The sequence below is a fragment of the Roseomonas marmotae genome (assembly GCF_017654485.1).
Taxonomy (GTDB): Bacteria; Pseudomonadota; Alphaproteobacteria; order Acetobacterales; family Acetobacteraceae; genus Pseudoroseomonas; species Pseudoroseomonas marmotae.
Genome location: NZ_CP061091.1, coordinates 571,392 through 584,960 on the forward strand (window position 1 = coordinate 571,392; position 13,569 = coordinate 584,960).

Genomic DNA, 13,569 nt, shown 5'->3' on the forward strand with positions numbered 1-13,569 from the left:
CGCCATGCACCTGCTGCCGCGCGAGACGCTGAGCCTGGACGCCGCCGAGCAGGCGGTGGACCTCGGTCACGCGCCGGCGGATCTGGTGCTGCTCTCCTTCAGCGACAGCGACCTCGCGGCGGCGGCGGCGGGCTGGTCCACCCTGCCGGAGCCGCGCCCGACGCTGCGGCTGGCCAGCCTGGCCAGGCTGCGCCACCCCATGTCGGTCGATCTCTATGCCGAGCAGGTGCTGGCGGGCGCCCGCGCCATCGTCATCCGCCTGCTGGGCGGCCTGGACTACTGGCGCTACGGCGCCGAGGAGGTTTCTGCGCTCTGCCGCGCCCAGGGCATTCCCCTGGCGCTGCTGCCGGGGGAGGGCCGGCCGGATGACCGGCTGGCCGCGCTCTCCACCATGGAACCCGCGCTGCTGGCGCGGCTGGAAGCCTGCTGCCGCCATGGTGGCGCCGCGCATTGGGCGGCGGCGCTGCAACTGGCGGCCAGTGCCGCCGGGCTGGCCGAAGCGCCGGAGAGCGACCCCGCGCCGCTGCCCGGCTTCGGCAAGCATGATTTCGGCGTGACGGCGGAAGGGCCGGATGCCGCCATCGTCTTCTACCGCTCCCACCTGCTGGCCGATGACATCGCGCCGATGCGCGAACTGGCAAAAGCCCTGGCGGCACGCGGGCTGAACCCGCGCGGTTTCTTCGCCGCCAGCCTGAAGGAGGGGGACGCCGCGCGCTTCATCGCGGCGGAACTGGGGCGGCGGCCGCCGGCGGTGGTGCTGAACGCCACGGCCTTTTCCGCCCGCCAGCAGGATGCCTCGCCGCTGGATGCCGCCGGGGTGCCGGTGCTGCAACTCATGCTCTCCGGCGCGCCGCGCGCGGCCTGGGCGGGTTCCTCGCGCGGGTTGTCGCAGGCCGATCTCGCCATGCAGGTGGTGCTGCCGGAACTGGATGGAAGGCTGCCCACCACCGTCATCGGCTTCAAGGCCGAAGCGGCGCCGCTGCCGGGCCTCGATTTCAGCCCGACCCGCCTGCAACCCTGCGCCGAGGGCATCGCCCTGGCGGCGGACCGCGCGGCGGGCTGGGCCCGGCTCCGCGCCGCACCCGCGGCGGGCCGGCGGCTGGCCATCATCCTCTCCGACTATCCCGGCGCAGCGGGCGCGGGGCAGGCCGGACATGCGGTGGGGCTGGACTCCTTTGCCAGCCTTGCCGCGCTGCTGCGGGACCTGCACGCGGCCGGTTATGCAACCGATAGGCCGGACAGCAGCGAACTGGTGCGGGCACTGACCGCCGCACCCGCCACGGCTTTCCTGAACCTGCAGGACTACAAAGAACTTTTTTCGGCCCTTCCGGCACCGCTGCGTGATGCCGTGCAAGCCGCCTGGGGCGCGCCGGAAGCAGACCCGGCGCTGACGCCGGATGGCTTCACCCTGCGCCACTGGCACGCGAAGAACATGCTGTTGGCCTTGCAGCCGGATCGCGGGCTGGCGAAGGACCGGCGCGCCAGCTACCACGATCCCGACCTGCCGCCGCGCCATGCCTATCTGGCCTTCTACCTGTGGCTGCGGCAGCGATATGGTGCACATGCGCTGCTGCATCTCGGCACGCATGGCACGCTGGAATGGCTGCCGGGCAAGGCGGTCGCGCTCTCGGAAGCCTGCGCCCCGGCCGCGCTGACGCGCGGGCTGCCGGTGATCTATCCCTTCATCGTCAACAACCCCGGCGAGGCCGCCTTCGCCCGCCGCCGCCTGGGCGCCGTCACCATCGGCCATCTGACGCCGCCGCTGAAATCCGCCGGAAACCACGGCCCCGCCGCCGAGCTGGAGCGGCTGATCGACGAATATGCCGCCGCCGACGGGCTGGATGCCCGCCGCACCGCCCTGCTGCGCCAGGACATCCTCACCCGCGCGGAGGAGAGCGGGCTGCTGGCCGAAAGCGCCATTCCCCCCGGCCTGCCGGAGGAGGAAACCCTGGCGCGGCTGGATGCCTGGCTCTGCGACGTGAAGGAATTGCAGATCCGCGACGGCCTGCATGTGCTGGGCCGCCCGCCCGCCGGCCGGGATGCGCTGCTGGCCGCGCTGCAAGCCGCCAGTCCCGGCGTGGCGGATCTCGCCCCGCGCCTGGATGCCTGCGCGGAGGCCGAGCGGCGGGCGGTGCTGGCGGCGCTGGATGCGCGCTTCATCCAGCCCGGTCCGGCCGGTGCTCCCACGCGCGGGCGCGCCGATGTACTGCCCACCGGCCGCAACCTCTATGCCGTGGACCCCCGCGCCATCCCCAGCCGCTCCGCCATGAACCTCGCGGAAAAGGCGGCGGCGGAACTGCTGCGCCGCCATCTGCAGGACCATGGGGAGTATCCGCGCGCCCTGGTGCTGGACCTCTGGGGCAGCACCACCCTGCGTACCGGCGGCGAGGATTTTGCCCTTGCCCTGCTGCTGCTGGGCGCGCGGCCCGTCTGGGATGACGGTTCAGCCCGTGTCAGCGGCATCGAGATCCTGCCGCTGGCGCTGCTGGACCGCCCCCGCATCGACGTGACGCTGCGCATCTCCGGCCTGTTCCGCGACAGTTTTTCGGATCAGATCGCGCTGTTCGACGAGGCCGTACGCGCCATCGCCGCGCGCGATGAGGCAGCGGACTGGAACCCGCTGGCGGGCGCCGCGCGGGGGCTGGAGGGCGCCGCGCTGCGCCGGGCCATCACGCGCATCTACGGCGCCGCGCCGGGTGCCTATGGCACGGGGGTGGATGCCGGGCTCTCAGGCCAGTCCTGGCAGGATGCCGGCGCGGCCTATCTGTCCGGCTCGGCCAGCGCCTATGGCCAGGGGCTGGACGGCGCGGCCGATCAGGCCGGGCTGGCCGAGCGCATCCGCGCAGCCGATGCCTTCCTGCACCTGCAGGACCATGCCGAGACCGACCTGCTCGACAGCCCGGACTTCGCCGCGCATGAAGGCGGCTTCGCGGCCGCGGCGCGCGTCCTGGGCGGCGCGCCCGCGCTCTATCACCTCGACACCAGCAAGCCGGCATCCCCTCGCAGCCGCGCGCTGGTGGAGGAAATCGCGCGCGTGGTGCGCGGCCGCGCCGCCAATCCCGCCTGGATCGCCGGCATGATGCGCCACAGCTATCGCGGTGCGGCCGAGATCGCCCGGCCGATCCACAGTCTGCACGCTTTCGCCGCCACCCTGCCCCAGCGGCTGGACCGGCAGTTCGACCTGGTCTTCGAGGCCACGCTCGGCACGCCTGAGGTCCTGGCCTTTCTCGAACGCGAGAACCCGGAGGCCCTGGCGGGGATGCGCCATGCCTTCGCCGGGGCGCTGCGCCAGGGGCTGTGGCAGCCGCGCCGCAACAGCATCGCCGCCGAGGTGGCGAGGTGGTAAGGCCGGGGGCGCTGCCCCCAGACCCCGGCCGGGGCGGGAAGTCCACCCCGGACCCCGCTGGGAGTTCGGCGCGGCGCGGGTGGTGCCCCAGCCTCTATGAACCGATGGAATCCGGCGACGGGCTGCTGCTGCGCGTAAAGCCGCGTGCGGCCTGCCTGACGGCGGCCCAGGCGCGCGCCCTGGCCGAGGCCGCCACGCGGCATGGCAATGGTGCCATCGACCTGACACAACGCGCCAATCTGCAGCCGCGCGGCTTCTCGCCTGACGGCGCCAGGGTTTTCGCGGAGGCGATGCTGGCGGCGGGCCTCGCCCATCCCGACCCGGCGGTGGAGCGCGGCCGCAACCTGATGGCGCCGCCTTTGCTGGGGCTGGATGCCGGTATCGCCCCCGGCACGGCCGCATTGGTGGCGGCGCTGGAAGACGCCATGGCGGGCTGGCCCGCGCTGCCCGCCAAGTTCGGCGCGCTGGTGGATGGCGGCGGGCTCTTGCCGCTCTCCAGCGAAAGCACCGACATCCGCCTGCGCCAGACCGCCGGCGGGGCCGTGGAACTGCGCCTGGGCGGCGGCGATGCCCTGGCCCGCTGCACGCCCACCCAGGCCGTGGCCGTTGCCACGGGGCTGGCGCATCTCTTCCTCTCCCTGGCCCCGGCGCGGCGGATGCATCAGGCCGTGGCGGCGCAGGGAGCCGCCGCCATCCTGGCCGCCTTGGGGCTGCAACCGCTGCCCGATGCCACCCCGCACATCGCTCCGCCCCAGGCGGTGGGCCTGCTGCCCGGCCCTGTGCTGGGGGTGTCCCCCGCCTTCGGGCAGTTGCGCGCGGAACAGCTCTCGGCCCTGGCCGATCTGGCGGAGCGGCGGGGGGATGGCACTCTGCGCCTGACGCCCTGGCGCGCCCTGCTGCTGCCGGGCCTGGCCGATGCCGGCGAGGCGGCGGCGCTGGGGCTGATCACGGCGCCCGGGGATGCGCGGCTGCGGATCGTCACCTGCACCGGCGCGCCCGGCTGCCCACGCGCGGCCATCGAAACCCGCGCCGTGGCGGCGCGGTTGGCGGGGGCCGGCATCCCGGGCTTGCTGCATCTCTCCGGTTGCGCCAAAGGCTGCGCGCATCCCGGCGCGGCGCCCGTCACCCTGCTGGGCGGCCCCGGCGGCTTCGCCGTCATCCGCAATGGCCGCGCCAGCGACAGGCCCGTCGCCACCGGCCTGACCCTCGAACAAGCCCTGGCGGTGCTCGAACGACCATGACCAACCGCAGCGACTACATCCGCGACGGCGCCGCCATCTACCGGCAATCCTTCGCCACCATCCGCGCCGAGGCCGACCTCTCCGGCTTCAGCCCTGAGGAAGCGCGCGTGGCCGTGCGCGTCATCCATGCCTGCGGCATGGTGGAAGTCGCGCAACGCATCCGCTTCGCCCCCGGCTTCGCCCATGCCGCGCGGCAGGCGCTGCTGGCCGGGGCGCCCATCCTCTGCGATGCCAAGATGGTGGCGCATGGCATCACCCGCCCCCGCCTGCCGGCGGACAACGAGGTGCTCTGCCTGCTGGACGACCCGCGCGTGCCGGATCTCGCGAAGTCCATCGGCAATACCCGCTCCGCCGCCGCGCTGGAGCTCTGGGGGGAGAGGATGGGCGGCGCCGTCGTCGCCATCGGCAATGCGCCCACCGCGCTCTTCCACCTGCTGGACCTGCTGGACCGTGGCGCGCCACCGCCCGCCGCCGTCATCGGCCTGCCCGTGGGCTTCGTCGGCGCGGCGGAATCCAAGCAGGCCCTGGCGGAAGACAACCGTATTCCCTGGATGATCGTGGAAGGGCGGCTCGGCGGCAGCGCCATGGCCGTCGCCGCCGTCAATGCCCTGGCGAGCGAGGCGGAATGAGTTCGGGCACCCTGCATATCCTCGGCCTCGGCCCCGGCGATCCGGAACTGGTGACGCTGAAGGCGGCGCGCATCCTCGGCGCCGCACCGGTCTTTGCCTTCTTCGCCAAGCGCGGGCGGCCCGGCCATGCCCGCGGCATCGCCACGCCGCACCTGAACCCGGCGGCGGAAGAACTACGCTTCGACTACCCCTTCACCACCGACCTGCCGGTGGAGGACCCGCGCTACCTCATCGAGATGGCCGGCTTCTACGACCGCTGCGCCGAGGCGCTGTCCGCCCGCCTCGCCGCCGGGCAGGACGTGGCCCTGCTCTGCGAGGGCGATCCCTTCCTCTACGGCTCCGCCATGTATCCCTTCGACCGGCTGCGCCACCGCCACCCCGTGCAGGTGGTGCCGGGCATCACCGCCATGTCCGGCTGCTGGTCCCTGGCCCAGGCGCCGATGGTGCATGGCGACGATACGCTGATGGTGCTGCCCGCCACGCTGGACAGCGAGACCCTCGCCGCCCGGCTGCGGCAGGCGGAAGCCGCCGTCGTCATGAAGCTCGGCCGCCACCTGCCCCGGCTGCGCGGCATCCTGGAGGAACTGGGCCTGACCGGCCGCGCCCTGTACGTGGAACGCGGCACGATGGAAGGCGGTCAGGTCATCCCGCTGGCGCAGCGCGACGACAGCCCGGCGCCCTATTTCTCCCTCCTCCTCATCCCCGGGCGGCAGGGCGCCCGATGATGCCCGGCAGCCTCACCATCCTCGGCCTCGGCCCCGGCGATGCCGCCCTGCGCACGCCGGAAGTGGAAGCCGCCCTGGCCGAGGCCACCGACCTCGTCGGCTATGCTCCCTATGTCGCCCGCGTGCCGCCGCGCCCCGGCCTCTTCCGCCACGCCTCCGACAACCGGGTGGAGCTGGACCGCGCCCGGCACGCCCTGATGCTGGCCCAGGCCGGCGCGAAGGTGGCCGTCGTCTCCGGCGGCGATGCCGGGGTCTTCGGCATGGCCAGCGCGGTCTTCGAGGCACTGGAACAGGGCGACCCTGCCTGGCGGATGCTGGAGATCCGCGTCCTGCCCGGCATCTCCGCCATGTTCGCCGCCGCCGCGCGCATCGGCGCGCCGCTGGGCCACGACTTCTGCGCCATCTCGCTGTCCGACAACCTGAAGCCCTGGCCGGTCATCGAACATCGGCTGAAGGCGGCGGCGCTGGGGGGCTTCGTCATGGCCCTCTACAACCCGCTCTCCCGCGCCCGGCCCTGGCAACTCGGCGCGGCGCTGACCCTGCTGCGCCAATACCTGCCGCCCGCGACGCCCGTGATCTTCGCTACCGCCGTGACACGCCCGGACGAACGCATCACCGTCCAGCCCCTGGTGAGCGCCGACCCCGCCCAGGCCGATATGCGCACCCTGGTGATGATCGGCACCGCCGCGACCCGCGTGCTGGAACGGCCGGGGAGCGACGCGCCCTGGGTCTATTCGCCGCGCAGCGTGGCAACGGAAGGGGCGCCGTGATTGTGCCGGAAGCCGGGGCCAGAGAGGGCGCTGCCCCCTCTGGACACCCCCGCCGGGGTGGAAAGTCCACCCCGGACCCCGCTTCGGGTTTTTCCAGGGGCTCGGCGCCAAAGCGCGGTGTGGGCCGCAGGCGCGTTCAAGATCTTCAGAAAGGGCCACGCTGGCTGAGGCCGCAGTCGCCGGAGGTCATCGACCTCCGGCGGAACCACCATTCCACCAGCACCAAATGGATGGCGGGGCCTGGGGGGACACTGTCCCCCCAGCGGGTGTGTCCAGAGAGGGCGGCGCCCTCTCTGGCCCCGGCCGAACCTTCAGAGAAACCCTTCCAGCCAGCGCATCGCGCTCCCCGCATCCGCCACCATCACCAGCCCGGGGGGCGGCGCGGGCCGGTCCATCATCACGACGGGGATGCCGCGTTCCCGCGCCGCCGCCAGCTTCGCCGCCGTGGCGCTGCCGCCGGAATTCTTCGTCACCAGGACCTCGATGTCCCGGCCTTCCAGCAGGGCACGCTCGGCCTCCAGGGAGAAGGGGCCGGTTTCCGTGATGGTCTCCGCCCCAGGCGGCAGGTGGGCGGGATCGGGCGGGTCCACGCTGCGGATGACGTAGTCATGCTGGGGCACGGCGCGGAAGGGCTCCAGTTCCTTCTGGCCGATGGTCAGCAGCACGCGGCGCGGGGCCTCGCCCAGCGCCTGGGCGGCGGATGGCATGTCGGGCACGCGCAGCCAGTCGTCGCCGGGCCCGGGCTGCCAGGCCGGGCGTTCCAGCCGCAGCAGCGGGATGGGGCCGGCGGCGGCCAGGGCATGGCGCGTCATCTGTGCAGCGAAGGGATGCGTGGCGTCCACCAGCAGCTGGATGCGCGCCTCGGCCAGGTAGCGGCGCAGGCCCTCGATGCCGCCGAAGCCGCCGATGCGCCAGGGGATGGGCTGCGGGCGCGGCGCGCGGGTGGCGCCGGCCAGCGAGAGGACGGACTGGAAGCGCGGATCGGCGGCCAGCAGGCGCGCCAGCGCCGAAGCCTCCGTGGTTCCGCCCAGCAGCAGGACGCGCAATGCCGATGACCTCCTCGCCTTGGCTGACCATCCTGGGTATCGGCGAGGATGGCGTGAACGGGCTCTCCCCCGCCGCGCGGGACCTGCTGCGGGGGGCAGCGGTGGTTTACGGCGGAAGGCGGCATCTGTCGCTGGCGGAAGGGCTGATCCAGGGGGAGGCCCGGCCCTGGCCCAGCCCGATGGACGGCGCCTATCCCGCCCTGCTGGCCTGCCGCCCGCGCCCGGTGGTGGTGCTGGCCTCGGGCGATCCCTTCTGCTTCGGCGTGGGCAGCGTGCTGGCGGGGCTGGTGCCACCCGGGGAGATGCTGTGCATCCCCGCGCCCTCGGCCTTCGCGCTGGCCTGCGCGCGGCTGGGCTGGCCAGGGCAGGACTGCGCGACGATCTCCTTCTGTGGCCGGCCGCTGGAGCCGGTGCGGGCGCTGCTGCAGCCGGGGGCGCGCATCCTGGCGCTCTCGGCCGATGGCGGCACGCCGGGGGCGCTGGCGGAGTTGCTGAACCGCCTGGGCTTCGGTCCGACGCGGATGCATGTGCTGGAGGCGCTGGGCGGCCCGCGCGAGGCCATCGCCAGCACCACGGCGGAGGCATTCTCCCTCTCCCCCGGCCCGCTGAACCTGGTGGCGCTGGAGGTGGCGGCCGGGCCGGGCGCGCGGGTGCTACCGCTCTCCACCGGCCTGCCCGACGACGTCTTCGAGCATGACGGGCAGATCACCAAGGCAGAGATCCGCGCCATGACCCTGGCGGCGCTGGCACCGCGCCAGGGGGAGCTGCTCTGGGATATCGGCTGCGGCTCCGGCTCCGTCGGCATCGAATGGATGCTCCGCCACCCCGCCAATCGCGCCATCGGGCTGGAACCGAAGCCGGAACGCGCGGCGCGGGCGGCGCGCAACGCGCTGGCGCTGGGCGTGCCGAGACTGCGGGTGGTGCAGGCCGCGGCGCCGGAAGGGCTGGCCGGGCTGCCGGCGCCGGATGCCGTCTTCATCGGCGGTGGCTGTGACGCGGCGGTGCTGGACGCCGCCTGGGCAGCGCTGAGGTCTGGCGGGCGGCTGGTGGCCAATGCCGTGACGGTGGAGACGGAGGCGCTGTTCCTGGCCAGCCATGCCCGCCTTGGCGCGCGGCTGACGCGGATCGGGCTGGAGCGGATGGATGCCATCGGCACCCGCCACGGCTTCCGCCCGGCCATGACGGTGACGCAGCTCGTGGCCTGGAAGCCATGATGGCCGCCGGGCTGGGCTGCCGCGCGGGGGCGGAGGCGGAGGATATCCTCGCGCTGCTGGCGGAGGCCGTGCGCGGCCTGCCGGCGCTGACGCATCTCGCCGCGCCGGAGTTCCGGCGGGACGTGCCGGGCCTGCGGCGGGCGGCTGAGCGCCTGGGCCTGCCCTTGCTGTTCCTGCCCCGCGCCGCGCTGGAACAGATGCAGCCGCTCTGCCCCACCCGGTCGGAGGCCGCGCTGCGCGCCACCGGCCTCGCCTCGGTGGCCGAGGCCTGCGCCCTGGCGGCAGCGGGGCCGGGCGCCACGCTGGTCAGGCCCCGCATCGCTGGGGCTGGTGTCACCTGCGCCGTCGCGGCAGGAAGCGGGGCATGACCGTGCATTTCATCGGCGCCGGGCCGGGCGCCGCCGACCTCATCACCCTGCGGGGGCGCGACCTGCTGGCCGCCTGCCCGGTCTGCCTCTATGCCGGTTCCCTGGTGCCGCGCGCACTGCTGGAACATTGCCCGCCCGGCGCCCGCATCATCGACACCGCGCCCCTGGACCTGGATGCCATCGAGGCCGAGTTCCTCCGCGCCCATCGGGCGGGGCAGGACGTGGCGCGGCTGCATTCCGGCGACCTCTCCGTCTGGTCCGCCATGGGGGAGCAGCTGCGGCGGCTGAAGCGCCTCGGCATCCCCTATACCGTCACGCCCGGCGTGCCAGCCTTCGCCGCCGCCGCCGCCGCGCTGGGGCAGGAGCTGACGGTGCCGGCGCGGGCGCAGTCCCTGGTGCTGACGCGCATCAGCGGCCGCGCCAGCGCCATGCCGGCGGGCGAGACGCTGGAAGGTTTTGCCACCACCGGCGCGACGCTCGCCATCCATCTGGCCATCCATGCGCTGGATTCCGTCGTGGCGCGGCTCACGCCCTTCTATGGCGCCGATTGCCCCGTCGCCATCGTGGTACGGGCCTGCTGGCCGGAGCAGCGCATCCTGCGCGGCACGCTGGCGGATATCGCGCAGAAACTGGCCGCCGAACCGGCGGAGCGCACCGCGCTGATCCTGGTCGGCCCCGGCCTGGATGACGGGGATTTCGCGGAGAGCGCACTCTACAGCGCCGATTACCGCCGCAGGTTCAGGGGCGGCGACCCGGCATGACCGATCAGCGCGCCGTCCCGGTCGAAGATCACGACATCCAGCGCGATGCCGCTGCCTTCCACCACGGCGGCGGCCACCGCGCGGGCGCGTTCGGCCACGGCATCCCCCAGCGCGATGCCAGCCGCAGCGGCATGGGCAAAGGCCTGGGGCGTGGTATTGGCGGCGGCGATGCGCGCGGCGAGCGCCTCATCCCCGCCCAGCTCCCGCGCCAGCGCGGCCAGGGCCTGCATGTCCACCGTGCCGCGCCGGGAATGCAGGTCCAGCCGGCCCTGCGCCAGCTTGGTGATCTTGGCGATGCCCCCGGCCACTGTCACGTGCGGGATGGGATGCGCGCGCAGGTATTTCAGCATGCCGCCGACGAAATCGCCCATGTCGATCAGCGCCTGCTCGGGCAATCCGTAGAGCCGCGCCACCGCGCGTTCCGAGGCATCGCCCGTCGCCCCCGCGACATGCGTGAGGCCGATGCCGCGCGCCACATCCACCCCCCGGTGGATGGAATGGATCCAGGCCGAGCAGGAATAGGGCACCACCACTCCCGTGGTGCCGAGCACGGAGAGCCCGCCCAGGATGCCCAGGCGCGGGTTCATGGTGCGCTTCGCCAGTTCCTCGCCATCGTCGATGCCGATGGTGACCAGCGCATCCACCGGCCCGCCCGAGACCTCCTCCAGCGCCGACCGGACCATGGCGCGGGGCACCGGGTTGATGGCGGGCTCCCCCGGCGGGATGGGCAGGCCGGGCAGCGTGACCATGCCCACCCCGGGCCCCGCCGCGAAATGCACGCCGCTGCCGGGCGCCCCGCGCCGTACCCAGGCGCGCACCAGGGCGCCATGGGTCACGTCCGGATCGTCCCCGGCATCCTTCACCACCGCCGCCATGGCGCTGCCATCGCCCAGTCCGGTTTCAGCCAGGGCGAAGGCCGGGCGCTCCCCGCGCGGCAGGCGGATCTCGACGGGGTCGGGAAAATGGCCGGTCGTCAGCGCCGCCCAGGCCGCCTTGGCGGCGGCCGTGGCGCAGGCGCCGGTGGTCCAGCCATGGCGCAGCGGCCTGTTCGGTTCGGTCTCGGCCTGTGGCACGCCCCCATTCCTACACCCGCCGCCCCCCTGACACCATGACCACCGCCACCGACCGCCTGCGCCTGCTGGAAGAGCTGACCGGCACCCCCGCCCCCCGCCTGGAGCCCGGCCATGTCTGGCTGGCCGGCGCCGGGCCGGGCGCGCCGGGGCAGCTGACCCTCGATGCCCTGGCCGGCCTGGCCCAGGCCGATGCCATTGTCCATGACGACCTGATCGACGCCCGCGTGCTGGCCATGGCGCCGCCCCAGGCCGAGCGCATCTTCGCCGGCAAGCGCGGCGGCCGCCCCTCCTCCGCGCAGGAGGACATCACCGCTACCCTCGTCGCCCTGGCCTGCCAGGGCCGGCGCGTGCTGCGGCTGAAGGGCGGAGACCCCTATGTCTTCGGCCGGGGGGGCGAGGAAGCCCTAGCCCTGGCCGCGGCCGGCATCCCCTTCCGCGTGGTACCCGGCCTGACCGCCGGGCTGGCGGCCCTGGCCCATGCCGGCATCCCCGCCACCATGCGCGGCATCAACCACGCCGTGGTGCTGGCCACCGGCCATGGCGCCGCCGACGCCGAGGACGGGCTGGACTGGTCCGCGCTCGCGCGGCTCGGCCAGCCGATCGTGCTCTACATGGCCCTGCGGCGGCTGGAAGCCATCACGACAGCCCTGCTGGCCGGCGGCATGAACCCCGCCACCCCCGCGGCCGCCGTGGAATCCGGCACCCTGCCCGGGCAGCGCGTGGTGGTGGGGACGCTGGAGAGCCTGACGGAACGGGTGCGGGCGGAGGGCATTGCCTCCCCGGCGATGATCGTCATCGGCGAAGTGGTGACGATGCGGGAGAGGCTGGCGCCATGAAGAACCGGCCCTTGCCAGGGGCGCTGCCCCCCGGACCCCGGACCCCGCTTCGAATTTCTTCGAAGCCCCGAAGCCAGAGCGGAGCGCTGGCCGCCAGCACGTTCAAACTTGCTGAAAAGAGGCCTCGCGCGCTGCGCCACCAGTGGCCGGAGGTCCACGACCTCCGGCGCACCAGGCCTGCCGAATGGATGGCGGGGCCTGGGGGGATACTATCCCCCCAGCAGGGGTCCAGGGGGCGGCGCCCCCTGTCCAGGCCATGACGCAACAGCGCGCCCTCATCATCGCCGCCCCCCGCTCGGGCTCCGGCAAGACCACCGTCACCCTAGCCCTGCTGGCGGCGCTGCGCCGGCGCGGCGTGCGGGTGCGGGCGGCGAAATCCGGCCCCGACTATATCGACCCCGCCTTCCACGAGGCGGCGACCGGCGCGCCCAGCGTCAACCTGGACAGCTGGGCCATGCCGCCCGCGCTACTGGACGGGCTGGCGGCGGGCGAGGGGCTGAAGCTGATCGAGGCCTCGATGGGGCTGTTCGACGGCGCCGGGGAGGAACCGGGGCGGCAGGGCAGCGCCGCCGATCTGGCGGGGCGCTGGGGCCTGCCGGTGCTGCTGGTGCTGGATGTCTCGGGCCAGTCGCAGTCGGCCGCCGCCGTGGCGCGGGGCTTCGCCTGCCATCATCCGGGCGTGCGGGTCGGCGGGGTGGTGCTGAACAAGCTGGCCAGCGCGCGGCACCGGGCTGGCGTGGAAGGATCCATGGCGGCGCTGGGGCTGCCGGTGCTGGGGGCCGTGTCGCGCGAGGCCGCCATCGCCCTGCCGGAGCGGCATCTCGGGCTGGTGCAGGCGCGGGAACTGCCGGGGCTGCCGGAGATCCTGGAGAAGCTGGCCGATCTGGCGGAGGCCCATCTCGACCTCGACGCCATCCAGGCCTTGGCGGCGCCGCTGGCGGGGGCGGAGGAGGTGCCGATGGCCCTCCCGCCGCCCGGGCAGCGAGTGGCGCTGGCGGCCGATGCGGCCTTCGGCTTCGTCTATCCGCATGTTCTGGCGGGCTGGCAACGGGCGGGGGCGGAAATCCTGCCCTTCTCGCCTCTGGCGGATGAGCCACCGCCGGCCGATTGCGATGCCTGCTGGCTGCCCGGCGGCTACCCGGAGCTGCATGCGGGGCGGCTGGCCGCGGCGGGGCGCTTCCTGGCGGGGTTGCGGGGCTTCGCCGGTCGTATCCATGGGGAATGCGGGGGCTTCATGGTGCTGGGCCAGGGGCTGGAGGATGCCGGCGGCGCCCGGCACGAAATGGCCGGGCTGCTGGGCCATGCCACCAGCTTCGCCAGACGGAAGATGAACCTGGGCTACCGGCAGGCGCGGCTGCGGGCGGATTGCGCCCTGGGCCCAGCGGGCACGGTGCTGCGGGGGCATGAATTCCACTATGCCAGCGTCACCGACCCCGGTGCCGACCTGCCGCTGGCGGATCTGGCGGATGCCAGTGGCACCGCCCTGCCACCGGGCGGCGGCTGGCGCGGGCGGGTCTCCGGCAGCTTCTTCCATGTCATCGCGCGCCAGGAGGGCTGAAG

Annotated in this window: 12 protein-coding genes; 10 read left to right on the top strand and 2 right to left on the bottom strand. The window is 73.9% G+C overall.

Annotated elements, in window-relative coordinates; genetic code table 11:
* The first annotated feature begins 4 nt into the window (after positions 1–4).
* Genes cobN through cobJ form a run of 5 tightly spaced genes read left to right on the top strand, consistent with a single transcriptional unit; the run spans position 5 to position 6,711 of the window.
* On the top strand, positions 5–3,346 hold the full coding sequence (gene cobN, locus IAI58_RS02695) for a cobaltochelatase subunit CobN (protein WP_207447216.1): 3,342 nt from the start codon (positions 5–7) through the stop codon (positions 3,344–3,346).
* Positions 3,340–4,587, top strand: coding sequence for a precorrin-3B synthase (cobG, locus tag IAI58_RS02700; protein ID WP_272877184.1), 1,248 nt, complete (start codon positions 3,340–3,342; stop codon positions 4,585–4,587). Before cobN ends, cobG begins: the two co-directional genes overlap by 7 nt.
* Entirely contained in the window at positions 4,584–5,216 is a 633-nt protein-coding gene (locus IAI58_RS02705; protein WP_207447213.1) for a precorrin-8X methylmutase, read from the top strand. Before cobG ends, IAI58_RS02705 begins: the two co-directional genes overlap by 4 nt.
* Entirely contained in the window at positions 5,213–5,941 is a 729-nt protein-coding gene (locus IAI58_RS02710; RefSeq protein WP_207447212.1) for a precorrin-2 C(20)-methyltransferase, read from the top strand. The genes IAI58_RS02705 and IAI58_RS02710 overlap by 4 nt, the downstream gene beginning before the upstream one ends.
* Entirely contained in the window at positions 5,941–6,711 is a 771-nt protein-coding gene (gene cobJ / locus IAI58_RS02715; RefSeq protein WP_207447211.1) for a precorrin-3B C(17)-methyltransferase, read from the top strand. The genes IAI58_RS02710 and cobJ overlap by 1 nt, the downstream gene beginning before the upstream one ends.
* A 311-nt stretch (positions 6,712–7,022) precedes the next feature.
* Here cobJ and IAI58_RS02720 read toward each other — a convergent pair whose 3' ends face one another.
* Positions 7,023–7,757, bottom strand: coding sequence for a cobalt-precorrin-6A reductase (locus IAI58_RS02720; RefSeq protein ID WP_207447210.1), 735 nt, complete (start codon positions 7,755–7,757; stop codon positions 7,023–7,025).
* Between IAI58_RS02720 and cbiE the strand changes: the two genes are divergently transcribed.
* The 3 genes from cbiE to cobM are packed head-to-tail and all read left to right on the top strand — an operon-like array spanning position 7,757 to position 10,100.
* Positions 7,757–8,971: a precorrin-6y C5,15-methyltransferase (decarboxylating) subunit CbiE gene (cbiE, locus tag IAI58_RS02725; protein WP_207447209.1), complete on the top strand. Its 1,215-nt coding sequence runs from the start codon at positions 7,757–7,759 to the stop codon at positions 8,969–8,971. The two genes, IAI58_RS02720 and cbiE, sit on opposite strands and share 1 nt — an antisense overlap.
* The gene (locus IAI58_RS02730; protein ID WP_207447207.1) at positions 8,968–9,339 is read left to right on the top strand and encodes a cobalamin biosynthesis protein; all 372 of its coding nucleotides are present in this window, start codon (positions 8,968–8,970) and stop codon (positions 9,337–9,339) included. The genes cbiE and IAI58_RS02730 overlap by 4 nt, the downstream gene beginning before the upstream one ends.
* Positions 9,336–10,100 carry a precorrin-4 C(11)-methyltransferase gene (gene cobM, locus IAI58_RS02735; RefSeq protein WP_207447205.1) on the top strand — a complete coding sequence of 255 codons (765 nt, stop codon included), beginning with the start codon at positions 9,336–9,338 and terminating at the stop codon, positions 10,098–10,100. Before IAI58_RS02730 ends, cobM begins: the two co-directional genes overlap by 4 nt.
* On the opposite strand, the gene IAI58_RS02740 is transcribed toward cobM, so the two are convergent.
* On the bottom strand, positions 10,064–11,173 hold the full coding sequence (locus tag IAI58_RS02740; RefSeq protein ID WP_207447204.1) for a cobalt-precorrin-5B (C(1))-methyltransferase: 1,110 nt from the start codon (positions 11,171–11,173) through the stop codon (positions 10,064–10,066). The genes cobM and IAI58_RS02740 overlap by 37 nt on opposite strands.
* A 35-nt stretch (positions 11,174–11,208) precedes the next feature.
* Between IAI58_RS02740 and cobA the strand changes: the two genes are divergently transcribed.
* Both cobA and IAI58_RS02750 read left to right on the top strand, forming a co-directional pair.
* Positions 11,209–12,009, top strand: coding sequence for a uroporphyrinogen-III C-methyltransferase (gene cobA, locus IAI58_RS02745; protein ID WP_207447203.1), 801 nt, complete (start codon positions 11,209–11,211; stop codon positions 12,007–12,009).
* 256 nt (positions 12,010–12,265) lie between these two features.
* A complete protein-coding gene (locus IAI58_RS02750) occupies positions 12,266–13,567 on the top strand; it encodes a cobyrinic acid a,c-diamide synthase CobB (protein WP_207447202.1) in 1,302 nt (433 codons plus the stop codon).
* Positions 13,568–13,569: the final 2 nt, after the last annotated feature.